Raw genomic sequence first — 24,636 nt, forward strand, 5'->3', positions numbered from 1 at the left:
CTCCTATTCCATGCCCGATGCTTTCAGTATTTTTTTCAGTTCCAGTGTATAATCTGTACGGTCACGCTGTCCATATACCTCTAACGCCTGCTGTTCATCCACACCAAAGGTGTCTGTCAGTGTCTGGGTCATCTGATTCTTTAACTCATCCACCTCTGCCGTCACACCGTATTCTTCTGCCTTTTCCGCATGATTATCGCATCTTCCGACGCCACGGATCAGGCAGTCGAGTGCCATCTCTGTTTTCCCTATCTGCATCATGCTCTGATAAGAATCATATTCTTCCTGTATTGCTGCGAGAAGCGCTGTTCTGTTGTAAAAATCTTCGTCCGCCGATTTGATCTTCGCGCCTTCCAGTTTTGCGTACGCTGTCACATAATCTCCCTGTTTGTAAGAGTCCTGCGCCTCTCCTTTAAACACGGAATATCCCACCGCGCTGCTTCCAAGCTGGATCAGCGCGAAAATGGAAATCGCCAGTACTGCGATCAGGATCACCGGTTTTTTCGGCAATGGCGGCGTATTGTCCTTTTCTTTCGGCTTCTTTTCTTTCTTCGGTTTGTTTGCCGCTTTTTGTGCTTTCTCGGCTTTCTTTGCCTCTTTTTCCTTTTTCTTCTGTTCCTGCTTTTCGGCTTTTTCCCGTTTCTTTTTCGCCTTTTTATCTTCCGGTTTTACCGCACCGGAATCTGTCTCTCCGGCAGCGTCCAGTTCCTTTAACAGCTTTTTGTTTTCGTCATCCGCCGAAAGCTCGTCTTCTTCTTCGTCCTCGCCAAACAGGATCAGGGAAAGTTTCTGAAGGAATCCGCCTTTTTTCTTTTCGCCCTTTTCCTCTTTTTTTGCTTTTCCAGTCTCTTTTTCCTGCGGCGCTTCGTCTGCTTCCGCACTATCTTCCGTTGCAGCCGGTTCATCGTCTCCGAAAATACCGCCGTCTCCGAGGCCGTCCAGTCCATCCAGGCCAAACAGGTCATCCGATGTGTCCAATGCACCCGCTTCCGGTTCCGACTCTTCCTGTGGCTCCTGCGGCGCGGCTCCGGGTATCTCCGGTTCTGCCCCGGCATCTGCCAGCTCATCACTTCCTGTCATTCCGGACAAAAGTGCCATCAGATCTTCATCGGTACCCTCCGGTGCTGCTTCCGGCTGAACCTCCGGTGCCACTTCCGGCTGAACCTCCGGTGCCTCTGGCGCCTGCGGTGCTTCCGCCTCTGCCTGGATCTCCGGTTCCTCCACCGCGTCAGGTGTCGGTTCCTCGAACCCGCCATCACTGTCTCCGTTTAATATATCATCCAGATCGTTGATCAGTGCCTGTGTATCATCCGATACCGCTTCTTCTTTATTTCCCTGATCTGCGCCCAGCTCCTGTTCAAACTGCTGCATCAGATCATCCTGTGAAGTTCCTGCAAGCTCCTGCTCAAACTGTTTTAAAAATTCTTCATCCTCAGCCGAAGTTCCTTCCAGATCCATGATATCCGACGCATCATTGTCTTCCGGCGTTACTTCTGGTGTCTCTTCTGCTGTGGTTTCTGCTTCCTCTTTCTTTTCGCCGTCAGAAAGCGATCCCAGCAAATCATCCAAATATTCTTCCGTGTTGCTCACAAACAGCACCCCCGTTTTTCTCTAATACTCATTAGGGGATGTGACTGTTCAAATCACATCCCCTATTTAACCTCTAAAAAAGCTTACTTTACATGCTTATCAATCAGATCATCGATCGCTGATACCAGCTTTCCGATCTCAGGCTTTGTAAGCTGTGCGTCCGCTCCAAGCGCTTCACCTTTTCTGCGCATTTCTTCGTTTACCAGAGATGAGAAGATGATAAGCGGTATCTTCTGTAAATCTTCATCGCTCTTTACCAGCTTTGTAAGACGGTGTCCGTCCATACGCGGCATCTCGATATCTGTAATAATGCAATGTACTCTGTCGAATACGTCGCCTTCCTTCTGATATTCCTGAAGCTTGTCCCATGCTTCCTGTCCGTCCATCGTAACAATCAGGTTTGTATATCCCGCTTTCTTTAAGCTGTCTGTGATCAGCTTGCTTAAAAGGTGGGAATCTTCCGCGATCAGGATCGGGGAATCGCTTCTGTTTCTTCTCTCACCGAGTTCATCAATATCCGATACCTTCAGTCCTGTCTCCGGGCTGATATCTGTTACGATCTTTTCAAAGTCAAGGATTACGACCAGCTTGTCGTCCATCTTGATCACGCCGGTAGAAACACCGCTCTCAGTTGCGTTGATCGTAGAATCCGGTTTGATGATCTCCGCCCAGGAAACTCTGTGTATTCCGACTACTGTATCTACATGAAACGCGATATTTAATTTATTAAAGTTTGTAATGATGAACAGTCCCTGTTCGTCCGTTTCCGGCAGACCAAGGCTCTTCTTCAGACTGATTACCGTGATCATGGTGTCACGCGGCATAAAAATACCTTCCACGCTCTCGTGTGCGTTCGGCACCGGTGTAACTGGCTGATAAGATAAGATTTCACGAATCTTGGCAACATTTATTCCGTAATGATTATCATTAAGCGTAAACTCTAATACTTCCAGCTCATTTGTTCCGTTTTCCAATAAAATATTTGTCTCCATCGACATTTCCTCCCGAAGTACTCTTGTATAACTGAATTTATTATAGCATAATACGACTTATTCTGCACCGTTTTTTTCACAGAATCTGGTTTTTTCCGGATTCCGCTTACAGACAGGGGATCGTATAACTGTTCCCGTTCCATGTAAGGTCAAGTGTCAGCGTATCCACCTGTGTCACGCCATCCGCCGGAACCTGGAATAAAAGGGCCGTATCCACACTGCTGCCTGCCGCAAGTGTTCCCTGATAGGTTGCAAGGTCGTTGGACAGCACCGTCATCTCCGCAGAAACCGCTCCGGCGCCATTGACCTCCGCCCCGAACTGCGGCTGTCCCGAAAGCAGATCAACGCTTATATCTTCCGCCGTCTGATTGCTCAGCGTCACATGCACGACAAGGAACGTCTTTCCCGCGGAAGCATCCATTGCGTAATAGTCGCCCTCTTCATACGAAGGTCTGAGTTCTGTGGAAGTCACCTGCGCGTCCACCCCGGCAATCTGAAGTGCTTCGGTCAGTGTCATGGAAACCGGCTGTGCCTCCTCCTGCGCCTGTCCGTCATTCTGTTCCATCTGCGAAACAGCATCCTGTTCTGTCGTCTCTTCTTCTGCTCCTGTTTCGACCGGTTCTTCGCTCTCTTCCTCTTCCTGCGAAGTATCGACATAAACCAGTCCGTCCGGCTGTCTGGTATTAAACTTCGACACCACATGTGCCGTGTAATCCACGATCAGCCCCTCTTCTTCGTCCGTGAGCTGAATTGCCTTCTCGCCACACCCGGTCGTCAACACAAGTGCCGAAAACAGCAAACCCATACCCAGCTTTGCTCTTAACTTTTTCATACCATCTCTCCTTGAGAAATAACTGTTAATACTTTTAACAGTATAGCATTTTTCAAACAACGAAACAACTGTTATTTGCTATTTATATCCAATTCCAGCCAAAATTCAACACCATTCTCGTGGTTGATCACACCGCACTCCCGGTGCAGGGAATCCATGATCGCCTTCACGATGGAAAGTCCGATCCCGCTTCCTCCGTATTCTCTGGTCCTTGCCTTGTCCACTTTGTAAAATTTGATCCAAAGATTCGGGAGATCCTCCTCCGGGATCGGCGTTCCCGTATTGAACACACTGATCCGCAGACAGTCTTCTTTTCTGGTATAAAATACAGAGATCTTCTTTTCAAAATCAGCATGATGGATCGCATTGCTCAGATAATTGGTCATAACCTCTTCGATCTTAAATTCATCCGCCCAGACATACGCAGACTCCGTCTCCGCAAATTCGGCGGTGATCCCGTTTTGTTCGAGCAGGATCGCAGAGGAGCCAAGCACTCCACGGATCAATTCGGTCATATCAAACCGCTCGATCGTCACCGTGTCATTTCCAAACTCAAGCTGGTTTAACGTCAGCAGTTTTTTTACCATCTGATTCATCTTATCCGCCTCATCGATAATGACATCACAGTAAAAATTCCTGCTCTCCGCATCATCATTGATGCACTCCTGCAGTCCTTCGGCGTATCCCTGGATCAGCGCAAGCGGCGTCTTTAATTCATGAGAGACATTGGATAAAAATTCCTTGCGCATCTCATCAATCTCTGTCTTTCTTTCGTTATCCAGTTTCAGCTCATTGTTGGCGCTCTTTAACTCCGATATCGTGCGTTCCAGTGTCTCCGAGAGCTGGTTCATATGCTCCCCGAGCTGGTCGAGCTCATTTTTCCCGTTTCCATGATATTTCGCGTCAAAATCCAGCCCGATCATGCGTCTGGATATTTCCGTGAGCTCTAACACCGGCATCGTGACACGTTTCGTCACAAAGACAACCGTCACCGCGCTCAAAATGACCGCAATAATCCCGACATACGTCAGGAAACGGTTCGATATCGTCACGCTCTCCCTGATACTTTCAAGCGGAGTACGCATCATGATCAGGTTTCCGTCCGGCAGGATCCCCCAGAGGACATAGTATTCGGTCTGTAATCTGTCATCCGTCTGGCGTATGATCTTGTAATCCTCTCCCGACGCAATGTTATTTGCCGCTCCGTTCACGGTTCCGAAGATTGCCGCGATAAACTGGTCATGCATCGTCTCGGTATCCCGCGCCGAGGATTTCACCACGTTCCCGTCCGAATCGATGATCATGATCGTGATGTTGCTGTTGGAACAGATCTTGTCAAATTCAATGGCAAAATCCGCTGACTGCAGCTTGTCATCCTCGCATGCCCGGTCGATCCTGGTAAATCCGTTGATCAGAAGCTTCTGTTTGCTCCTCACATAATAGCTTTCCAGGAACACGGTATTGAGCAGCCAGCAGAGCACTACCGTACCGGTCACAAGTCCGATAATAATGCCCGCGATCTGCCCTGTGATCGAATTTCTCGCCTTTAACGTTTTTTCTTCCTTCATTTCCGACCTCCCGCTCATCCGAATTTCTGCCGCGTTATTCCGGATCAACGGAGAATTTGTAGCCCATGCCCCAGATTGTCTTGATATATTCGCCTTTTTCGCCCATTTTGTTCCTGAGTTTTTTTACATGGGTATCGATCGTGCGGGCATCTCCGAAATAATCATAGTTCCACACATGGTTTAAGATCTTTTCCCTTGAGAGCGCAATTCCTTCGTTTTCCATGAAATATGCTAACAGTTCAAATTCCTTAAAGCTTAGATCTACATGCGCGCCGTCCACCGTGACCATATGTGCCGTTTTATCCATGCGGATCCCGCCGGTCTCAAGAATCTCCTCTCCTGCCGCTTTGTTGGTACGTCTTAAAATAGCCTCCACGCGCGCCACGAGGATCTTCGGGCTGAACGGTTTGGAGATATATTCATCCACCCCAAGATCAAATCCCTGCAATTCGTCACTCTCATCGCTCTTCGCGGTCAGCATGATGATCGGTACTTTTGAAGTTTCCCGGATCTCCCTGCACACTTCCCATCCATTCATCTTTGGCATCATAACATCCAGTATGATAAGTGCGATATCCTTATCCTGATAAAACAGATTTAACGCTTCCTCGCCGTCTCCCGCTTCCACCACTTCAAAATTCTGCTTCACCAGGAAATCCCGCACCAGTTTGCGCATTCTGCTCTCGTCATCCACAACTAAAATTTTCAATTTATTCATCATCCGTCACCTCATTTTGTAGATACTATATCAGTTATTTATGTCAAATCTGTGTTCTTTTATTTTTGTGTTTTCGCATCCAGTTCCTGCTCCCGCGCATCCAGTTCCTGTTCCCATGCTTCATAACGGTTCACGATCTTTTTCTCATAATCAAGGATTGTCGGGGAATCACTCGTAAGCGTGATCGCAAACATGGACACCACCATAATCACCAACAGCGCGCAGATCACAGTCAAGGTCTGATACCGCTTTTTGAAGTCCGTCTTTTCTTTTTGTTCTTTTGGTTTTGTATCGGCGTTCCCACTTTTTACCGGGATCGGCAGGATGTCCTTTTCCGCGATATAGGGGATCTTTCTCAGGTACTGCTGCAATTCCCGCATATAGGAAAGTCCCACCGGCGTTTCAAACAGATTTTCTTCCACTGTCTTATTGTAAACAGAAAGCACCGCCTCCGGCTGATTCTTATCGATCTTTGCCTTCAGATACTCCACGCCCGCCGCCTCTTTTTTTGCCTGCTCCGCCTCTTTTTTTCCGTAAAATATAAAACCGTCTATCTGATAAATCTGCTCTTTTACTGCCATAAGGTCTCGATCACGCCCTCCTTACAGAATTTTTTCAAATCGATCACACGCTGATTGGAAGATCCCTTGAATTTTAATGTGATGTCCTTTTTTTCTTCCACAAACGGGCCGTCCACCAGCACATCGATCCGCTTTAACATCTCCGGTGTGTCTTTTGTACAGCATTTTCCGCCCTCCGTCAGATCCCGGTCTAAAATGTACCCCGTATATGCCCAGATATTTTTCTCCGGGAACTGTTCTTTTACCCTTTTTAAAAACGGAACCAGTGCCTCCTGATTTTCCGGTTCAAACGGATCGCCGCCAAGCAGGGTCAGTCCCTTGATATAATCCGGTTTTAACGATTCTAAGATCTCATTTTCCACCGTGGGATCAAATGGTTTTCCATGGCAGAAATCCCAGGTTTCCGGCTGAAAGCAGCCTTTGCAGTGATTTCTGCAGCCGGAGACAAACAGCGATGTGCGCACTCCAAGCCCGTTTGCGATATCGTAATATTTAACTGCCGAATAGTTCATGTCTTCTCCTTTCCGTCCGATCAGCCGCATTTTCTTTCGTGTAAAAAGAGGATTACCGTCCGATAATCCCCTTTGTATCTTTTATAAGTGCAGTACGCGTTCCCTGATCTCCTGGGTTCTTCCCTGATTCCAGTACTGGCTGCCGATGTAGCCGCAGGTTCTTCTTGCCACGTTCATTTTTGCCTGATCGGTGTTATGACAGTTTGGACATTCCCAGATCAGCTTGCCTTCCTCATTCGGCACGACCCGGATCTCTCCGTCATAACCGCACACCTGACAGTAATCGCTCTTGGTATTAAGCTCCGCATACATGATATTGTTGTATATGAATTTCATGATATCAAGCACCGCCTCGATATTGTCCTGCATATTCGGCACTTCCACATAGCTCACCGCACCGCCGGTAGACAGTGCCTGGAACTGTGACTCGAATTTCAGTTTGGAGAACGCATCGATATCTTCTGTCACATGTACATGATAACTGTTTGTAATATAATTTTTGTCCGTGACGCCCTTCACGATACCAAACCGTTTCTGCAGGCACTTCGCGAATTTATACGTCGTGCTCTCTAACGGTGTCCCGTAAATGCTGAATCCGATGTTCGTCTCGTTTTTCCATCGTTCACAGGCCTTATTCATATATTCCATGACTTTAAGCGCAAACGGTGTCGCACTCGGATCTGTATGGGATTTTCCGGTCATATACCGGGTACATTCGCAAAGTCCCGCATAGCCAAGCGAGATCGTGGAGTAGCCGCCATATAAAAGCCGGTCGATCGTCTCACCTTTTTTCAGACGCGCAAGCGCCCCATGCTGCCACAGGATCGGTGCCACATCCGATACCGTTCCCTTCAGCCGTTCATGCCGGATCATCAGCGCACGGTAACACAGATCCAGCCGTTCATCAAATATCTTCCAGAATTTTTCGAAATCTCCCTCTGCGGAAAGCGCGATGTCCACAAGATTTAATGTGACTACGCCCTGGTTGAAACGACCGTAAAATTTCGGTTTCCCCGTTTCATCTTTCCACACACTGAGTGCGCTGCGGCAGCCCATGACCGGGAAGCAGTTGCCTTCTTTTAATTCCTTCATCTTTTTCTCGGAAATATAATCCGGCACCATACGTTTTGCTGTACAGCGTGCCGCTTTCTTCGTCAGATAATAATATTTGGAATCTTCGTGGATATTATCTTCCTCAAGCACATAGATCAGTTTCGGGAACGCCGGTGTCACCCAGACACCGTCCTCATTTTTGACGCCCTGATAACGCTGTTCCAACACTTCGTCGATGATCAGCGCAAGATCCGCTTTTTCCCGCTCATCTTTCGCCTCGTTGAGATACATAAACACCGTAACAAACGGTGACTGTCCGTTCGTTGTCATCAGTGTCACCACCTGATACTGGATCGTCTGTACCCCTTTCTGGATCTCCTTGCGCAGTCTGCGCTCCACGATCCGTTCGATCTTCTCCTCGGAAAGCTCACTTCCGGATTCCTCTAACGTCTCAAGGACTTCCGCACGGATCTTCTGTCTGCTCACATCCACGAACGGCACCAGATGCGCCAGCGAGATGCTCTGTCCGCCATACTGGGAACTTGCCACCTGCGCAATGATCTGGGTCGCGATATTGCAGGCAATGGAAAAAGAGTGCGGCCGGTCGATCCTTGTCCCGCTGATCACCGTTCCGTTCTGCAGCATGTCCTCAAGATTGACCAGATCACAGTTGTGCATATGCTGCGCAAAATAATCCGCATCATGGAAATGGATGATCCCCTGTTCGTGCGCCTGCACAATATCACGCGGCAGTAAAAAACGTCTTGTGATATCCTTGCTCACTTCGCCCGCCATATAATCTCTCTGCACGCTGTTGACCGTTGAGTTTTTATTGGAATTTTCCTGTTTGACCTCTTCGTTATTGCACTCGATCAGACTTAAGATCTGCTCATCGGTCGAATTGGACTTGCGCACCAGCGCTCTCTGATAGCGGTATGTGATATATTTGCGCGCAACCGAAAAAGCACGCTTGTCCATGATACGGTCCTCGACCAGATCCTGGATCTCCTCCACATTCAGCGAGCGTCTCATATCCGCGCCGGCATCCTCAATGTACTGCGCGATATCATGGATCTCTTCCATGGTCAGCCGTTCTCCCTGTACCACTTCATGATTCGCCTTGTCGATCGCGGTAATGATCTTTGAAATATCAAATACTGCCTCCGCACCGCTTCTTTTTATAATCTTCATACTCTTTCTCCTGCCCCTATCTGTTATTTACCCTCATTTGCTTTGTCCCATTCCAGCATTTCCGCTTCCAGGATCTCTGCCGCCATTCCGACTAACTCCTTACATGGGCGTTTTTTATAGTACTCCGCTGTTCTAAGCTCCGGTGTCTGGCGGTTCGCACCGCCGTCCAGTCCAAGCAGCTCCCGACAGACGATCGATCCGTTCTGTTCTTTGAATTTTGCCGCAAGCTCCTGGATCTTTCCGTAATGCTCCTTTTTCTCTTCCGGTGCCTTCGGATCATCATAGCCGTATAACATACCTGTCACCATGAACATTCCGCTGACCGCGCCACAGACCTCACGCAGACATCCCATGCCTCCGCCAAAAGATGACGCAAGCTTTGCCGCTGTTTTCTCATCCATGTCCATACGATCCGCATACGCCAAAAATACCGCCTGCGCACAGTTATACCCCTGTGTGAACAATTCTTCCGCTTTTTCTTTCCGTCCCATAAACAGACTCCTCTCTTTTATCTATCTTGTTCTAAGCTGCTCGTTTAAATCTTTCCGTTCCTGTTCGATCCGCTCGATCTCCTCCGCTGTCAGCGCTTCCTCATCATGCTGCTTTAGGATCGTAAGTGTGCTGTACCGCTCCACATCCATCAGATCGATCTCCTCACCGTTGACCAGCCGGATCCGTGGTCTCAAACTGGATCCCTTGTTATTCTCACAGATCACACCCTCTCTTCCGTCAGAAAGGATCACACCCATTCCTCTCGGATAGATCGGAACATATTTCATAAACACATTGATGACATTTTCATCAAACATGGACATGCTTCCACCCATCAGATACTCCAGTGCCTCTGATCTGGCATATGCCTTTTTATAGGGGCGTTTGCTCGAAAGTGCGTCATACACATCCACAACATGAAGGATCTTTGCGAACGGATGTATCTTGTCCCCTGTCAGTCCAAGCGGATAACCGGTCCCGTCTTCGTTTTCATGGTGGCAGAGCACACCCATTTTTATATTTGAAGTAATATCCAGCCGGTCACTCAAGAAATCATAGGATTTCTGCGGATGTTCTTTTATGATCGCAAATTCTTCCGGTGTGATCTTCCCCGGCTTGTTGATGATCTCCTGCGGGATAAACTGTTTTCCAATATCGTGAAACATGCCTGCTATACACAACGCCTGCAGATCTTCTTCGGAATATTCCATCCCCATTCCGACGATCGTCGCGAGCACCGCCACATTCAGCGAATGGTAATAGGTATAATCGTCAAACGAGCGCAGATCGATCATATCCAGTGACACTGTCCCGGACTGTAAGATACCGTCCACGATCTCCTTTGCGATATCCCGCACACCGTCCACATCCAGTTTTTCAATGGCAGCCAGCGCTTTTGTGCGCAGTTCCATACTTATAATTTCTTCGATCTCCAGATCTTTTGTCAGTTCATCATCAATATAAACGCCCTGATAGCCGTAATCCTGAAGACGCAGGATCAGATGTTCCGTCAGTGCTTTCCCCCTATGTAAGAGAATCTTGTCGGTAAAATCATACATATCCCGCCCAAGGATCATTCCCGTCTTTACTTGATTGATCGGTAAATAATGCATCCATACCCCTCACAGTAATACCAAAAAAATAAGATATAAGAACCGCCCCTGTATCGGTCACAGAGCCGGCTCATGTATCACATATTCTTTATATAATGTATCATCCCCTCTGTCATTTTGCAATATTCAGATGATTTTTTTCACGGATTTTCCATGCCCGATTTTCCTTGGAATTGTAAAGTCACTTCCTTTCTTCTTCACTTTATTGTATAATAAAGGAAATACTGGTTTAGATCATGCATAAGGAGGGTATTTCACATGGACGAAAAAACATATAAGACGATCGGATCCACCGGTGCTTCTTCTCTGGTCATCGGGATCTGCGTGTTAGCCGGAGGCATCGCTGCCGGAATTCTTTTGATCATAAACGGCGCAAGACTGCTTGGCAGCCGTTCCAACCACATTATTTAAGCCAAACGAAAATCCAAAAGACGCATGTGCTTTCTTTCCACATGTGTCTTTTTTCCCGTCTTTTTCTTTCGCTATTTTTGCAGCTGATCTCTGATCTTTCCCGCCTTATCCGGATAGTTGGTGATCAGGGCATCCACGCCCAGTTCACAGAATTTTTTCATGTATTTTTCTTTGTTCACGGTCCACACATGCACCTTCAACTGTTTCGTCCGGCAGTCTTCCAGAAAATTCGGATACTGTAAATTATAAAGTGCCGGATGGAGCGCATCCACGCCGAGTGCCGCGCCGTAGATCGGCATATCGATGTAGCCGTCGGCATAGAGCAGTCCGGTCTTCGCTTTTTTATCTGATTTTTTGATATCACGGATGGTATAGTGGTTAAATGAGGAATAGATCACCCGCTCCTCCATCCCCGCTTCTTTTACGAGCGCAAGCGTTTTTTCTGCCAACCCCTCATAAAAGAACACGCCCGTCTTCAACTCGATATTCACCGTCATGGACGTCGTCTTCACATAAGCAAGCACTTCTTTTAACGTCGGGATCACCGCGTCTTTGTACTCCGGATGTGTTTTGGAAAAACGGAACTTTTTTAACTCTGCCAGTGTATAATCTCTCGCGTATCCCCTGCCGTTGCTCACCCGGTCGATCTTCTCATCATGCAGTACGACGACCTCGCCGTCTTTGGTCAGCTGAACATCAAGCTCGATGCCGTCCGCTTTCATCTCATCCGCCAGCCGGAATGCTTCCATCGTGTTTTCCGGCGCGTAACCGGATGCGCCGCGATGTGCCCAGATTTTTGTCATAGATCTGCCTCTCCATTCCTGTTTTATTGTGACCAGGTTATTATATGCGGTTTATGTAAATTCTGATAGCACATATGTGTAAAAAGCAGGTAAAAAATGCCGAAAGCATCCTCTTTCTACTTATACTCAGATTCGTATAAATCCGAGATTCTTATGTTCAGCGCCTTTGCCACTTTCTCCATGACATCCATCGTCGGAGACGTTTGTCCATTCTCAATTCTATTCAGCGTGGCTTTGCTTACACCGCTTTTCTTTTCCAGCTGTTCCAGCACCCATCCTTTATTGGTTCGTGCCTGCCATAATAGTATTTCCATTTTCTCACATATCCTCCGATCATCCTCTGTTTTATGATACAATTAGGAAATAATAAACTTGAATTTATAGAAAGCCCCTTCGTTCAGCCTCTTTTATCAATTTTGGCTGAATTAAAGGATATGTCCATTCTGTTGGAAGTTCATCGAGTTTGAACACCTTTTCTATCTCGCTATGTAATTGTGATTCAAATTCTGTTATTTTAGCAAAATACAACATTCCATACGATTCTTCTCCAGTATCATTGACTCTGGTCTTGCCGATGACGGAGTATATGCAAACAGGCTCTATTGTATAAACTACCGCTCCTGTTTCCTCGTACAACTCCCTCTTTGCGGTATCAAGAATGGATTCTCCATGCTCCCTGTGGCCACCGGGCACTTCAAAGGTATTTCGTTCCTTGTGTTTGCAAAACACCCATTTATTGTCAGACTTTGAGATGATAACGGCAAATTTAAGCAAAGAATTATCCGCTTGACTTCTAACATTGTCCCACCTCCGTTAAATTCCGATTTATTAAATTCATATCCGCATTATACAATAAAAATAACGGCACTGCATATCACTATCAATATACAATGCCGTTATCTTTATTTCCTTCAATGCACCAGGCTGATTCTTCCATATGACAATATCATATCGGACGTCCCAACTGCCTGGTTTAGATGGAGTAGACGGGAATCGAACCCGTGTCCAAAGACCTATCCCCTGTACTTCTACGAGCGTAGTCTATATATTAACATTCCCTCCGGCAGTCCCGTACAGACACGGTACTGCTTTTAGTAGCTTCATCATACGCCCGTATGCGCAAAGCTTAGCATACGTCGTTTCCTACATCGTTGATGCCTGACTTCTAATGTGTAGGTGCACTAGAGCAGACACATGCTGCAATTAGGCAGCAAGAGCTAATTCTTTATTATTGTTAGCGTTTAATTTTAATTTTGGAATTTAACGCATCACCCTGCGGCTCGCTTCTCCAGCTTCAAAACCCCTGTCGAAACCTTTACTACCCCTGATAAAATTTTACCAGAAGCCCTCTTATTTATTATATCGGCATTCCCCGTCTCCGTCAATAGTCCGGTACCGATTTTCTTTCTGCTTTTTTCGCGGGATCATCCAAGATTCCGCACTTTGAAGTCGCGCTCCGCTTCTCTGCGCTGATCCTTCTTTGCGATGTCCTGCCGCTTGTCGTAAAGTTTCTTACCTTTTGCCAGCGCGATCTGCACTTTGACCAGGCTTCCCTTAAAATATACCTGCACCGGAACGATCGTATAACCCTTTTCTTTCATCTTGCCCTGCAGTTTTAAGATCTCCTTTTTGTGCATCAGAAGCTTTTTCGGGCGCAGCGGATCTTTGTTGAAGATATTTCCCTTTTCGTAAGGGCTGATATGCATCCCGTAAAGGATGACCTCTCCGTTTTCAATATGGATAAATGCCTCCTTGATGCTGCATTTTCCCATACGGAGCGACTTGACTTCTGTTCCGTGCAGACTGATGCCTGCCTCATAGGTTTCCTCTAAAAAGTAATCATGACGCGCTTTTTTGTTGTTCGCGATCAGTTTAAAATTGTCCTTTGCCATCGGTCTCCCCCCTTATGCGAGTTTAAAGTCAATGGTGCGCATGACCTCATCCACATCCACCGCAATGACCGTTACGGTCTGTCCCAGTTTGTAATGGATATTCGTATGCTCACCGATCAATTCATAGGTTTCTTCCGAGAACTGGAAATAATCTCCCTCCAGCGCGGTCACATGCACCAGTCCCTCGATCGTGTTTGGCAGTTCCACATAAAATCCCCAGGAGGTTACACCGGAGATCACACCGGTAAATTCCTGTCCCAGACGTTCTTTCATATACTGCACTTTCTTTAACTTGTCGGTCTCACGCTCTGCCTCGTCCGCGCGCCGCTCCATCTCACTTGCGTGTTTCGCGACTTCCGGCAGGATCTTCTCATAATGCTCTGCCTTTTTCGCGTTCATCCGTCCTCTCAGACAATCCTTGATGATACGGTGGATCTGCAGATCCGGATAACGGCGGATCGGCGATGTGAAATGGCAGTAATAATTGGTCGCCAGTCCGAAGTGTCCCGTACACTCTGTGGTATATTTCGCCTGCTTCATGGAGCGCAGGGTCAGACGGCTGATCAACGGCTCTTCCTCTGTGCCCTCGATCTTTGAAAGCAGTTTCTGCAATTCCTTCGGATGCACTTCATCCGAACCGATATGCAGGGTATATCCGAAATTATTGATAAACGTGGAGAGCTTTTTGATCTTCTCCTCATCCGGATTTTCATGCGTACGGTACACAAACGGAACTTCCTGCCAGAAATAATCCTGTGCCACCGTCTCGTTCGCGATCAGCATAAAATCCTCGATCATCCGCGTCGCCACATTGCGCTCGTACGGTTTTATGTCAACCGGCCGGCCGCTTTTATCCAAAATGATCTTGGTCTCCGGGAAATCAAAATCGATCGAGCCGCGCTTCATGCGCTTCTTTCGGAGGATCGCCGCCACATGCTCCATCATTTCAAACATCGGAACCAGTTCTTTATACTCCGCGCGTTCTGCTTTATCCTGATCCGCAAGGATCTTCTTCACGCTCGTATAACTCATTCTGCGGTCTACTTTGATGACCGTCTCCGCGATCTTGTGGTCAACGACTTTTCCCTTTTCATCGATCATCATGATACAGCTTAACGCCAGACGGTTTTCTCCCGCGTTTAACGAACAGATCCCGTTCGAAAGCTTGTGCGGAAGCATTGGGATCACACGGTCTACCAGATAAACACTGGTTCCGCGGTCTTCGGCTTCCACATCCAACGCGCTGTGCTCCTGCACATAATTGCTCACGTCCGCGATATGAACGCCGAGGCGGTACAGATCTCCCTCTTTGGTCAGGGAAACCGCATCATCGAGATCCTTTGCGTCCTCACCGTCGATCGTCACCATCTGCCAGTCCCGCAGATCCAGGCGTCCCGCCATGTCCGCCTCACTCACCTCGTTCGAGACATTTTCAACCTGACGCATGATCTTTGGAGAAAACTCCACAGGAATATTATACGCTTTTACGAGCGACATGATATCCACACCCGGATCATTGATATGACCGATGATCTCGGTCACCTTTCCCTCCGGCTTCTTTCCGTCTTTTCCGTAATCCGTGATCGCCACGATCACCTTATGTCCGGTCACGGCTCCCATGGAACGTTCTTTCGGGATAAAGATATCCTTCGCGATCTTCGGATTGTCCGGCACTACAAAGCCAAATGTCTTATTATCCTCATAGGTTCCGACCACTTCATTCATACCGTGGGAAAGGATCTTTGTGATCGTTCCCTCTCTGCGTTTTCCGCCTGTTGTCGGAGAGATGACAAGCTGCACGGTATCCATGTGCATGGCTCCGTTCACCTGTTCCGCCGGAATAAAGATGTCCTCATCCATACCCTCGATGGTAACAAAACCGAATCCCTTCGGATGGCTGGTGAAAACACCGGTCTCGTATTTTTTTTCGGATTTTATATATTTGCCCTTTTTCGTGAGTTCGACTTTTCCGTCCTCTACCAGCGCATCCATCACGTGCGTAAGCTCGGCACGGTCACGCTTTGGCACCTGCATCAAGATTGCAAGTTCCTTTAGCTTCATCGGAACGTATAGCTCATCACATATAAAATCATAGATCATCCGTTTTCTCTGTTCAAACAGTTCATTATCCATCTGCTGTCCTCTCCATTACAAAAATAAGCTGCCGCTTCTGCGACAGCTTTCTTATGTTTAGAAACTTCCGATATTCAGCACTGCTGCAAGTACAAGGAATAAGATCACTCCAAGTCTTGTAAGCTTCACTAACATGCCTTCCATCGAACGTCCTTTATTCTTTCCCCAATAAGTATCTGCCGCGCCGCTGATCGCGCCGAGTCCTGCAGATTTTCCTTCCTGAAGTAAGATTACCACTGTCAAAAAAATACAAACGATTATAAATACAACTTCAACGATTGTCTTTAATACTGCCACGAATCACACCTCCTGCATCACGCATAAATTACCGCAACTTTGCTTATTATAGCATAAGCCATGCCTGTTTTCAACATTTTTTCGCAGGTCTGTGCTTTACCGCCCGCGTGACCAGCGAAAACAGATCCAGGAGCATGATAACGATCGTGATCCCCATGGCGATCGCAAGCGCTAACATCGCGGTTTCCGCCGCTTTGCTCCTCATCATTTCCATGTCTTTCTGCATCAGGTATTCCATCGTGTAATAAAGGCTGCCTCCAGGTATGAGCGGGATCAGCGCCGTGATCACAAAGATCGTCGCCGGAGCCTTTTTTACACGCGCCATGAGCTCCGCGTAAAATGTCGCAAACACTGTCGCAAGAAAATATGCCGCAAACTCACCGTTGACCCGATGTACCACCAAAAGATAAAAGAGCCAGGTCAGCCCTCCGCCGACCGAAGCCACGATAAGCTTGTCCCTTTTCAAATGAAAGATAAAAGAAAATCCGAACGAACCGATCACCGCGCAGATCACCTGTATGATCTCTGTCCTCATCCTTTGATCCCTCCCATCAGAAATATGGCTGCGACCGTTCCTGCCGCGATCATCCCAGCCATCAGAAGTGATTCGCAAAGCCGAAGCATCCCCGATATCGTATCACCGGAAAAAATATCACGCACAGCGTTCGTCATAAGAAGCCCCGGGATCAGAAGCATGATATCCCCGATCATGATCTTATCCGCGTGAAACGGCAGCCCCGTGAATTTGAAACTCATCGCAAGCGTTCCCATGATAAATGCCGCAAACAGCAGATACATCATCTGGCTCGGCACGATCTTTCTGAAATAAAGGTCTAAAAACCAGATCGCGACCGCGATCAGTGCCGCCGCGCATCCATCCCACATATTTCCTCCAAAAAATATGGCAAACGCGCATGCGGCGATCAGATAGCCAAACAGCATCTTGGCCGCTCGTTTTGTCTGTTCCTTCTGCTGTATACTTTCCTTATAGATTGCCGCGATCTCATCCACCGGCGGCGTATGGCTGCACAGATAACGGGACAGCTCGTTTAGTTCTTCGAGTCCCGTAAAATCTGTCGCGCTGCGGTTGATCCGCCTGGTCTGGGTCACCGCGTCCCCGTCCGTAAGCTGAAGCGTGATGACTATACTCGATGTGATAACAAACGGATTCACCCGCGCCACACCGTAACTTGTACAAATCCTCTGCATGGTATCCTCCACGCGGCTTACTTCTCCACCGCAGATCAGCATGGATTCTCCGATATCCAAAACCGTACCAAGCAGTTTTTCGGCATCTTTTCGCGTAAGTTCTCCCACTGTTTTATCCTCTTTTGTCTATGCGTTTTTTATTAACTGCTCAAATTCATCGATCTCTGCGTCATAGGAATGCAGGCTCATCATCCAGAATTCTTTATCCGTCAGATCAATGCCGCAGATCTTTGCCACATCTTCCACGGACATGACCGGCGTATTTTTTAACATCTTTTTGTAGTTCTCCACAAACGCGCTGCCCTCTTTTTTGTATTTCGCATACAGCCCGCGCGCAAAGAGACCGCCAAACGCGTACGGATAATTGTAAAAACCGAGATCCGCACTGTAATAATGGCTTTTGCACACCCACATATACGGATGCAGGCAGTTTTCATCCAGCCCGTTTCCATAGGCTTTCTTCTGCGCATCCAGCATGATCTCATTCAGCTCATCGGCAAAAAGGAAGCTTTCCCTGCGCCGCTCTACCACTTCCGACTCAAACAGGAATCTCGAATAGATATCGCACATGATCTGCGCCGTATCACTGAGCTGGCTTTCGATCAGGGCGAGCTTTTCTTCCTCATCTCCGGTATGGTCGATCGCATAGCCTGTGATCACATTTTCATTGAAAGTGGACGCTGTCTCCGCCACCGGCATGGAATACTCCATATTGAGCGGCTCATTGTCATGCACCATGAAATCATGATAGCCGTGTCCGAGTTCATGCGCCAGTGTCACCAGATCCGAAAAAGAGCCGGAGAAGTTGGTCAGCACACGAAATTCCTTTTTGCTGTTCAGCGCCTCACAGAACGCGCCGCCCACTTTGCCGTTTCTCGGATAAAAATCGATCCAGTCCTCCGCGAAGGCGCGCTTCATCATCTCCGCCATATCCGGCGAGAAGGAGGAAAATACCGTGATCAGGCAGTCCCTTGCCTCCTCTGTGGTATAACGCTTTGTACTCTTTCCAAGCGGCGCAAACAGTTCATACCACGGCAGTCCGTCTGCATAACCGAGTTTTTCCGCTTTTAAGCGCAGATACCGCCAGAACTGCGGCATATATTCCGTCATTGCCTCAAGCAGGGCATTTAATGTCTCTTCTTTCATTCTAGCATAATACAGTGTCTTTGCAAGCGGAGACGCAAACCCGCGCAGCTCACACTCACTGATGTCCTGCATTTTGATACTGTTTAGGGCATACGCCACCGAATCCTTTATTTTATCATAGCAGGCAAGCTCCGCCTCATAGGCTGCTTTCCGTTCTTCCCTGCTCGGACTGTACGCCAGGTTTCTCACTTCGGAAAGCGTCAGTTTCTTTCCACCGAGATCCGCTTCCACCGAAGACGTCAGATACCCCTGCAGGCTGCTCCATGCCGCACCACCGCTGATATCCATCTTTGCCAGCGCCTCCTCGACATCCCCGGACAGCAGATGGCGGTTATCCTCTGCCATGTTGCGCAGCAGATATGCGTAGGACGTAAGGAATGCATCCTCTTTTATATCCTGCTCCAGATTTTTCCGTGCTGCCACATATTCCGCGAATTTTGTTTCCGCTGCCCTTGTCCGGTTCCGCTTCTGGCTGAGCACCCCTTCATAAGACATACTGTCCTTATCGCGGGTGTCTGCCGCACCGCGCAGCTCGCAGAAGATCATCATCTGCGCAGAAAGACCCTCCAGCTCTTCCAAGAGCTTCAATCCCTCTTTTATCGTCTCTTTTTCGTTCTCATCGGACAATTTTGCGGCAAATGACAGAAATTTCTCCACACAGTCATCCAGCTTCTTTAAATCTTCACTCCAGCGTTTATCATCAAATCCTGTATACAATACATCCAAAGACCAGGTATCTCTCATATCTTTCCCTCCGTTTTTCCTGTTTTTCCTTCTTGTTCCCAAACAATTATATACGCATTTGTCAAATTATTCCAGTTAAATTGCCTCGTATCTTCCAAGCCCGTCCAGTTCTTCCTCAATACGGAGCAGTTCATTGTATTTTGCGGTACGCTCCGCGCGACACGGTGCTCCGGTCTTGATCTGTCCGGCATTCACCGCGACTGCGATATCCGCGATGATGGCATCCTCGGTCTCCCCGGACCGATGACTGATCACGGTCGTGTAGCCCGCGCTTTTTGCCATGTCGATCGCGTGAAACGCCTCGGTCAGCGTTCCGATCTGGTTTACTTTGATGAGGATGGAATTTGCGACACCCATGTCAATTCCGCATTTTAAGCGTTTCACATTGGTCACAAACAGATCATCCCCGACTAACTGCACTTTTTTTCCAAGGCGTCCGGTCAGACGTTTCCAGCCCTCCCAGTCCTCTTCATCGAGTCCGTCCTCGATCGAGACGATCGGATATTTTTTACAGAGTGCCTCATAATAATCGATCAGTTCATCGCTTGAGCGGCAGACATCTTCTCCTGTAAAATCATAGCAGTCTTTTTCGGCATCATAAAGTTCACTCGCCGCCGCGTCCATGGCGAACATGATATCTTTTCCCGGCTCATACCCGGCTTTTTCCACAGCGCGCATCAGATAACGGAACACCTCATCCGCATTGGAAAGATCCGGCGCAAAACCGCCCTCATCACCGACACTGGTCGAATATCCCTCCTTGTCCAGGATCTGGCGCAGGAAATGGTAGACTTCCGTTCCCATCCGCAGTCCGTCATGAAAAGTCTCAGCTCCGACCGGCATGATCATAAATTCCTGAAAATCCACACTGTTGTTCGCGTGTTTTCCGCCGTTTAGGATATTCATCATCGGCACCGGCAGTTTTCTCGTATAACTTCCGCCCAGATAACGGTAAAGCGGCATCTGAAGCGCCACTGCCGCCGCTCTTGCGACTGCCATGGACACGGAAAGGATCGCGTTCGCTCCGAGATGTTCCTTGTTTTCCGTTCCGTCCAACTGGATCAGCAGGGAATCGATCTCCAACTGCTGCAGCGCATTTTTCCCGATCAGCTCCTTCGCGATCTTGTCATTCACATTACATACCGCCTGCTGTACACCCAGTCCGAAATAACGCTCCCTTCCGTCTCTTAACTCCACTGCCTCAAATTTTCCGGTACTCGCGCCGGACGGAACGCTCGCCCGCGCCGAGATCCCGTGCTCTAAAGTCACTACGGTCTCCACCGTAGGATTTCCGCGGGAATCTAAGATCTCTCTTGCATGTACATTTGTGATTTTCAAATTTAAACTCATAATTGCCTCCATTTGCCTTTTTTCATAGTTTCTGTAAATGAGGCTTTTTTATACATGCTTTGTGACCGGTAGATACCAAAAAAGCCGCATGCTTAACAAAAAGCATACGGCTCTCTTTCTTCTGTTCTTTTTTTATGGATCAAAAAAAGCTTTTATACATTGATCTCTGCTTTAACGCCAAGCAGTTCTTTGTTTGTATCCAGGATCGGATTGACCACATCACGCAAAAATACATTGACCTGATATGGTGCTCTGCCGACATATTTTGCCGGTTCCATGTTTGCTTCGAGTTCTTCCAGAGTAAGGTTGAACGACGGATCTGCCGCGATCAGCTCAAGCAGATTGTTTTCTTTTCCTTCCTGCTTTACATTCTTTCCTGCTTCCATGGAAAGCTGACGGATCTTTTCATGCAGCTCCTGACGGTCTCCGCCTTTCTTTACTGCGTCCATCATGATGTTTTCGGTCGCCATGAACGGCAGCTCTGCCATCATGTGTTTGCGGATGACCTTATCGTATACGACAAGTCCGTCCACAACATTTAAGCAAAGATCCAGAATACCGTCGATCGCAAGGAATCCTTCCGGAATGGAAAGACGTTTGTTGGCGGAATCATCCAGGGTACGCTCAAACCACTGTGTTGCGGAAGTGATCGCCGGATTTAACGCGTCCACCATTACATAGCGGGAAAGAGAAGCAATTCTCTCACTGCGCATCGGGTTTCTCTTGTATGCCATCGCAGAGGAACCGATCTGGTTCTTTTCAAACGGCTCTTCCACTTCTTTTAAGTGCTGCAGCAGACGGATGTCATTGGACATCTTGTGTGCGCTTGCCGCAATGCCCGCAAGAACATTTGCCACACGGGTATCTACTTTTCTGGAATAGGTCTGTCCGGATACCGGATAGCACTCCTTAAATCCCATCTTTGCCGCGATCATCGGATCGATCTTGTCGATCGTCTCCTGATCTCCGTCAAACAGTTCAAGGAAACTTGCCTGTGTACCGGTCGTTCCCTTAGAGCCGAGAAGCTTTAAGCTGTCGAGCACATAGTCAAGATCCTCTAAATCCATCAGGAATTCCTGTGTCCAGAGTGTTGCGCGCTTTCCTACGGTTGTCGGCTGTGCCGGCTGGAAATGCGTAAACGCAAGGGTCGGAAGTTCTTTATACTGATCCGCGAATTTTGCAAGTTCCGCAATGACATTGACCAGTTTTTTGCGCACCAGAAGCAGCGCTTCTTTCATGATGATGATATCGGTGTTATCTCCGACATAGCAGGATGTCGCGCCAAGATGGATGATACCCTTTGCTTTCGGGCACTGTTTTCCGAATGCGTACACATGGGACATAACATCATGACGTACCTGTTTTTCCCGTTCCTTCGCAACATCATAATTGATGTCATAGATATGCGCCTTCATCTCATCGATCTGATCCTGCGTGATCTCCGGCTCTCCCTTTTCATTTTTAAGTCCAAGCTCCATCTCTGTCTCTGCCAGAGCGATCCACAGTTTTCTCCATGTGGAAAACTTCATATCCTGTGAAAAAATGTGCTGCATTTCTTTACTTGCGTAACGCTCGGAAAGCGGACTGCTGTAACCATCTGTATTCATATCTTTTCCCTCACTTTTGTCTTCGTAGCTTCTTATTTTTCGTAACTTCCGCGGATATCTTCCTTCGGCGGTTCCAACGGATATATTCCGTTAAAGCAGCCTTTGCAGATGGAAAGCCCCTCGGAAAGTTCCTCCAGACGCTCCACATCCAGATATCCGAGAGAATCTGCACCGATAATCTCACGGATCTCATCGATCGTACGGTTGTAGGCGATCAGCTGTTCCCGTTCCGGGATATCCGTTCCAAAATAGCACGGCCATAAGAATGGTGGCGAACTGATCCTTACATGTACTTCTGTCGCTCCGGCATCTCTTAACATCTTCACGATACGGTCGGATGTCGTACCACGCACGATGGAATCATCGATCATGATGATACGCTTGCCCGCAACCGCTTCTTTTAATACGTTTAATTTTACACGCACACTGGATTCGCGGCTGCTCTGCTTTGGTTTGATAAAGGTTCTTCCCACATAGCTGTTTTTGACAAACGCCGTTCCATAAGGGATCCCGGACTGCAGGGAATAACCGAGTGCTGCAGCATTTCCGGATTCCGGAACACCGACTACCAGATCCGCATCCACCGGTGAATCCATGGCAAGGAAACGTCCCGCCTTGATTCTGGAACCATAAACACTGACACCGTCGATATGGCTGTCCGGTCTTGCAAAATATATATATTCAAAAATACAGCGTGCCTCTTTTTCCGGAGCAAGCGCAAGGGACATATCGGACTGGATGCCGCCTTCCGGTGAGATCGTAACTACCTCGCCCGGACGGACATCACGGATAAATTCCGCTCCGATGGTCTCCAGTGCGCAGGTCTCGGATGTGAGAATATAGGCATTGTCTCTCTTTCCGATGCAAAGCGGTTTGAATCCGAACGGATCTCTCGCTCCGATCAGCTTACGCGGACTTGCCACAACTAAGGAGAATGCCCCCTTCAACTTGGCAACCGCGCGTCTTACCGCTTCCTCCGCTGTCTTTGAATTCAGACGCTCACGCGCGATATGATAAGCGATCACTTCCGTATCGATCGTTGTCTGGAAGATTGCTCCGGTATACTCCAGGTCATGGCGCAGTTCATTCGCGTTGATCAGGTTTCCGTTATGCGCCAGCGCAAGTGTTCCCTTGACATAATTTAAGACCAGCGGCTGGGCATTCTCCCTTGTGGAAGCTCCTGCGGTAGAATAGCGGACATGTCCCACACCAATATCCCCGTTTAATTTGCCAAGGATCTCCGGTGTAAACACTTCATTGACCAGTCCCATGTCCTTATAGGACTGCACTCTTCCCTTCGGGCCACTCGTATCACTGACCGCGATACCACAGCTCTCCTGTCCTCTGTGCTGCAGTGCAAACAGGCCGTAATAGATCGTAGAAGCAACATCGCCGCCGTCAAAATCATACATTCCGAATACGCCGCATTCCTCATGCAGCCCGTCAAACGGCATCGGATTTTTTTCCATTTCCTTTGTATTCATGGGTTCTCCTATTATCTTGTAAATTTCTTTCCGGTCAGCAGTTCAAATGCTTCTTTATATTTGTCAACGGTCTTTGTCACGATCTCTTCCGGAAGCAGACCTTCATTGTCCGGATTTGCTTTTAACCAGTCTCTTACAAACTGTTTGTCGAAGGATGGCTGTGATTTTCCTGCTTCGTATCCTTCGAGCGGCCAGAATCTGGAGCTGTCCGGTGTGAGCATTTCATCTCCGAGCACAACATTTCCGTTTTCATCCAGACCGAACTCAAACTTGGTGTCCGCAATGATGATGCCTTTGCTCAATGCGTACTCTGCGCATTTTTTGTAAAGCGCGATCGTGTATTCTTTGATCTTTGCAGCGTATTCCGCTCCTTTTTCGGCTCCGTAGATCTTTTCCAAGACCTTAACGCTCTCCTCGTAGGAGATATTTTCGTCATGCAGGCCAAGCTCCGCCTTGGTACTCGGTGTGTAGATCGGCTCCGGCAGCTTGTCCGATTCCTTTAAGCCTTCCGGCAGTCTGATTCCGCAGACTGTACCGTTTTCCTGATAGCTCTTCCAGCCGCTTCCGGTTATGTATCCACGGACGATGCACTCGATCGGAAGCATCTCCAGTTTGCGGCATTCCATGCTGTTGCCGTCAAATTCCGGTTTGCGGAAGAACTCCGGCATATCCTTAACATCTGTAGAAAGCATATGGTTTGGAACAATATCCTTTGTATAATCGAACCAGAACTTCGACATCTGTGTCAAAATTGCCCCTTTGTCAGTAATCTTATTCTTTAAAATAACATCAAACGCAGAGATACGGTCTGTTGCAACAATGATCAGACTGTCTCCATTATCATAGACCTCTCGTACTTTTCCCTCTTTAATTGGTTTAAATTCCTGATTGCTCATCTTTGTCCTCCATTCAATGCTTG

24 protein-coding genes and 1 other RNA gene are annotated in these 24,636 nt (G+C 47.9%); 1 reads left to right on the forward strand and 24 read right to left on the reverse strand.

The features are described from left to right. Positions 1-3: 3 nt before the first annotated feature. The 10 genes from H8Z76_RS00870 to H8Z76_RS00915 all read right to left on the reverse strand — a co-directional run bounded on the left by H8Z76_RS00870 (position 4) and on the right by H8Z76_RS00915 (position 10,641). Complete coding sequence (locus H8Z76_RS00870; protein ID WP_147617992.1) at positions 4-1,590, reverse strand: hypothetical protein; 1,587 nt, start codon at positions 1,588-1,590, stop codon at positions 4-6. 83 nt (positions 1,591-1,673) lie between these two features. After that, positions 1,674-2,582, reverse strand: a complete 909-nt coding sequence (locus H8Z76_RS00875) for a chemotaxis protein (protein ID WP_022514874.1) — start codon at positions 2,580-2,582, stop codon at positions 1,674-1,676. A gap of 106 nt (positions 2,583-2,688) precedes the next feature. Next, positions 2,689-3,414 carry a DUF4352 domain-containing protein gene (locus tag H8Z76_RS00880; protein ID WP_186981371.1) on the reverse strand — a complete coding sequence of 242 codons (726 nt, stop codon included), beginning with the start codon at positions 3,412-3,414 and terminating at the stop codon, positions 2,689-2,691. A gap of 71 nt (positions 3,415-3,485) precedes the next feature. After that, positions 3,486-4,982, reverse strand: coding sequence for a sensor histidine kinase (locus tag H8Z76_RS00885; RefSeq protein ID WP_186981372.1), 1,497 nt, complete (start codon positions 4,980-4,982; stop codon positions 3,486-3,488). Positions 4,983-5,016: 34 nt separating this feature from the next. Then, on the reverse strand, positions 5,017-5,700 hold the full coding sequence (locus tag H8Z76_RS00890; protein WP_022514877.1) for a response regulator transcription factor: 684 nt from the start codon (positions 5,698-5,700) through the stop codon (positions 5,017-5,019). Positions 5,701-5,759: 59 nt separating this feature from the next. After that, positions 5,760-6,281, reverse strand: a complete 522-nt coding sequence (locus H8Z76_RS00895; protein ID WP_186981373.1) for a hypothetical protein — start codon at positions 6,279-6,281, stop codon at positions 5,760-5,762. Continuing rightward, entirely contained in the window at positions 6,272-6,793 is a 522-nt protein-coding gene (nrdG, locus tag H8Z76_RS00900) for an anaerobic ribonucleoside-triphosphate reductase activating protein (RefSeq protein ID WP_186981374.1), read from the reverse strand. The genes H8Z76_RS00895 and nrdG overlap by 10 nt, the downstream gene beginning before the upstream one ends. Positions 6,794-6,874: 81 nt before the next feature. Next, a complete protein-coding gene (gene nrdD, locus H8Z76_RS00905; RefSeq protein ID WP_186981375.1) occupies positions 6,875-9,037 on the reverse strand; it encodes an anaerobic ribonucleoside-triphosphate reductase in 2,163 nt (720 codons plus the stop codon). Positions 9,038-9,060: 23 nt separating this feature from the next. Continuing rightward, a complete protein-coding gene (locus H8Z76_RS00910; RefSeq protein WP_022515249.1) occupies positions 9,061-9,528 on the reverse strand; it encodes a C-GCAxxG-C-C family protein in 468 nt (155 codons plus the stop codon). Positions 9,529-9,549: 21 nt separating this feature from the next. Further along, positions 9,550-10,641, reverse strand: a complete 1,092-nt coding sequence (locus H8Z76_RS00915) for an HD-GYP domain-containing protein (protein WP_022515248.1) — start codon at positions 10,639-10,641, stop codon at positions 9,550-9,552. A gap of 258 nt (positions 10,642-10,899) precedes the next feature. On the opposite strand from H8Z76_RS00915, the gene H8Z76_RS00920 reads away from it, so the two are divergent. Continuing rightward, positions 10,900-11,052 carry a hypothetical protein gene (locus H8Z76_RS00920; protein WP_022515247.1) on the forward strand — a complete coding sequence of 51 codons (153 nt, stop codon included), beginning with the start codon at positions 10,900-10,902 and terminating at the stop codon, positions 11,050-11,052. A gap of 71 nt (positions 11,053-11,123) precedes the next feature. On the opposite strand, the gene H8Z76_RS00925 is transcribed toward H8Z76_RS00920, so the two are convergent. From H8Z76_RS00925 to H8Z76_RS00990, 14 genes are all read right to left on the reverse strand, one after another. Further along, a complete protein-coding gene (locus H8Z76_RS00925) occupies positions 11,124-11,855 on the reverse strand; it encodes a glycerophosphodiester phosphodiesterase (RefSeq protein WP_186981376.1) in 732 nt (243 codons plus the stop codon). 116 nt (positions 11,856-11,971) lie between these two features. Beyond that, complete coding sequence (locus H8Z76_RS00930; protein ID WP_022515245.1) at positions 11,972-12,169, reverse strand: helix-turn-helix domain-containing protein; 198 nt, start codon at positions 12,167-12,169, stop codon at positions 11,972-11,974. Between the two features lie 64 nt (positions 12,170-12,233). Then, on the reverse strand, positions 12,234-12,629 hold the full coding sequence (locus H8Z76_RS00935) for an NUDIX hydrolase (protein ID WP_186981377.1): 396 nt from the start codon (positions 12,627-12,629) through the stop codon (positions 12,234-12,236). Between the two features lie 201 nt (positions 12,630-12,830). After that, positions 12,831-13,180: a transfer-messenger RNA gene (gene ssrA, locus H8Z76_RS00940) on the reverse strand. Between the two features lie 99 nt (positions 13,181-13,279). Continuing rightward, a complete protein-coding gene (gene smpB / locus H8Z76_RS00945) occupies positions 13,280-13,747 on the reverse strand; it encodes an SsrA-binding protein SmpB (RefSeq protein WP_022515243.1) in 468 nt (155 codons plus the stop codon). Positions 13,748-13,759: 12 nt separating this feature from the next. Continuing rightward, positions 13,760-15,880 (reverse strand): ribonuclease R, encoded by a 2,121-nt coding sequence (rnr, locus tag H8Z76_RS00950; RefSeq protein WP_186981378.1) that lies wholly within the window; start codon positions 15,878-15,880, stop codon positions 13,760-13,762. 57 nt (positions 15,881-15,937) lie between these two features. Further along, positions 15,938-16,177: a preprotein translocase subunit SecG gene (secG, locus tag H8Z76_RS00955; protein WP_022515241.1), complete on the reverse strand. Its 240-nt coding sequence runs from the start codon at positions 16,175-16,177 to the stop codon at positions 15,938-15,940. Positions 16,178-16,247: 70 nt separating this feature from the next. Continuing rightward, positions 16,248-16,712: a threonine/serine exporter family protein gene (locus H8Z76_RS00960; protein WP_022515240.1), complete on the reverse strand. Its 465-nt coding sequence runs from the start codon at positions 16,710-16,712 to the stop codon at positions 16,248-16,250. Then, positions 16,709-17,494, reverse strand: coding sequence for a threonine/serine exporter family protein (locus H8Z76_RS00965; RefSeq protein WP_022515239.1), 786 nt, complete (start codon positions 17,492-17,494; stop codon positions 16,709-16,711). The genes H8Z76_RS00960 and H8Z76_RS00965 overlap by 4 nt, the downstream gene beginning before the upstream one ends. An 18-nt stretch (positions 17,495-17,512) precedes the next feature. Beyond that, positions 17,513-19,276, reverse strand: coding sequence for a M3 family oligoendopeptidase (locus tag H8Z76_RS00970; RefSeq protein WP_186981379.1), 1,764 nt, complete (start codon positions 19,274-19,276; stop codon positions 17,513-17,515). Between the two features lie 75 nt (positions 19,277-19,351). Further along, positions 19,352-20,626: a phosphopyruvate hydratase gene (gene eno, locus H8Z76_RS00975; RefSeq protein ID WP_186981380.1), complete on the reverse strand. Its 1,275-nt coding sequence runs from the start codon at positions 20,624-20,626 to the stop codon at positions 19,352-19,354. 152 nt (positions 20,627-20,778) lie between these two features. Further along, positions 20,779-22,233 carry an adenylosuccinate lyase gene (gene purB, locus H8Z76_RS00980; RefSeq protein WP_186981381.1) on the reverse strand — a complete coding sequence of 485 codons (1,455 nt, stop codon included), beginning with the start codon at positions 22,231-22,233 and terminating at the stop codon, positions 20,779-20,781. A gap of 32 nt (positions 22,234-22,265) precedes the next feature. After that, positions 22,266-23,717, reverse strand: coding sequence for an amidophosphoribosyltransferase (purF, locus tag H8Z76_RS00985; protein WP_147617982.1), 1,452 nt, complete (start codon positions 23,715-23,717; stop codon positions 22,266-22,268). Positions 23,718-23,728: 11 nt separating this feature from the next. Then, a complete protein-coding gene (locus tag H8Z76_RS00990; protein ID WP_022515235.1) occupies positions 23,729-24,613 on the reverse strand; it encodes a phosphoribosylaminoimidazolesuccinocarboxamide synthase in 885 nt (294 codons plus the stop codon). Between the last annotated feature and the right edge of the window lie 23 nt (positions 24,614-24,636).

The sequence above is a fragment of the Roseburia yibonii genome (assembly GCF_014297335.1).
GTDB classification, from domain to species: domain Bacteria; phylum Bacillota; class Clostridia; order Lachnospirales; family Lachnospiraceae; genus Roseburia_D; species Roseburia_D yibonii.

Excerpts from the sequence above, each read along its gene's own strand:
- H8Z76_RS00875 (WP_022514874.1), bottom strand. The coding sequence starts at position 2,582 with ATGGAGACAAATATTTTATTGGAAAACGGAACAAATGAGCTGGAAGTA.
- H8Z76_RS00880 (WP_186981371.1), bottom strand. The coding sequence starts at position 3,414 with ATGAAAAAGTTAAGAGCAAAGCTGGGTATGGGTTTGCTGTTTTCGGCA.
- H8Z76_RS00885 (WP_186981372.1), bottom strand. The coding sequence starts at position 4,982 with ATGAAGGAAGAAAAAACGTTAAAGGCGAGAAATTCGATCACAGGGCAG.
- H8Z76_RS00890 (WP_022514877.1), bottom strand. The coding sequence starts at position 5,700 with ATGAATAAATTGAAAATTTTAGTTGTGGATGACGAGAGCAGAATGCGC.
- H8Z76_RS00895 (WP_186981373.1), bottom strand. The coding sequence starts at position 6,281 with ATGGCAGTAAAAGAGCAGATTTATCAGATAGACGGTTTTATATTTTAC.
- nrdG (WP_186981374.1), bottom strand. The coding sequence starts at position 6,793 with ATGAACTATTCGGCAGTTAAATATTACGATATCGCAAACGGGCTTGGA.
- nrdD (WP_186981375.1), bottom strand. The coding sequence starts at position 9,037 with ATGAAGATTATAAAAAGAAGCGGTGCGGAGGCAGTATTTGATATTTCA.
- H8Z76_RS00910 (WP_022515249.1), bottom strand. The coding sequence starts at position 9,528 with ATGGGACGGAAAGAAAAAGCGGAAGAATTGTTCACACAGGGGTATAAC.
- H8Z76_RS00915 (WP_022515248.1), bottom strand. The coding sequence starts at position 10,641 with ATGCATTATTTACCGATCAATCAAGTAAAGACGGGAATGATCCTTGGG.
- H8Z76_RS00920 (WP_022515247.1), top strand. The coding sequence starts at position 10,900 with ATGGACGAAAAAACATATAAGACGATCGGATCCACCGGTGCTTCTTCT.
- H8Z76_RS00925 (WP_186981376.1), bottom strand. The coding sequence starts at position 11,855 with ATGACAAAAATCTGGGCACATCGCGGCGCATCCGGTTACGCGCCGGAA.
- H8Z76_RS00930 (WP_022515245.1), bottom strand. The coding sequence starts at position 12,169 with ATGGAAATACTATTATGGCAGGCACGAACCAATAAAGGATGGGTGCTG.
- smpB (WP_022515243.1), bottom strand. The coding sequence starts at position 13,747 with ATGGCAAAGGACAATTTTAAACTGATCGCGAACAACAAAAAAGCGCGT.
- rnr (WP_186981378.1), bottom strand. The coding sequence starts at position 15,880 with ATGGATAATGAACTGTTTGAACAGAGAAAACGGATGATCTATGATTTT.
- H8Z76_RS00960 (WP_022515240.1), bottom strand. The coding sequence starts at position 16,712 with ATGAGGACAGAGATCATACAGGTGATCTGCGCGGTGATCGGTTCGTTC.
- H8Z76_RS00970 (WP_186981379.1), bottom strand. The coding sequence starts at position 19,276 with ATGAGAGATACCTGGTCTTTGGATGTATTGTATACAGGATTTGATGAT.
- eno (WP_186981380.1), bottom strand. The coding sequence starts at position 20,626 with ATGAGTTTAAATTTGAAAATCACAAATGTACATGCAAGAGAGATCTTA.
- purB (WP_186981381.1), bottom strand. The coding sequence starts at position 22,233 with ATGAATACAGATGGTTACAGCAGTCCGCTTTCCGAGCGTTACGCAAGT.
- purF (WP_147617982.1), bottom strand. The coding sequence starts at position 23,717 with ATGAATACAAAGGAAATGGAAAAAAATCCGATGCCGTTTGACGGGCTG.
- H8Z76_RS00990 (WP_022515235.1), bottom strand. The coding sequence starts at position 24,613 with ATGAGCAATCAGGAATTTAAACCAATTAAAGAGGGAAAAGTACGAGAG.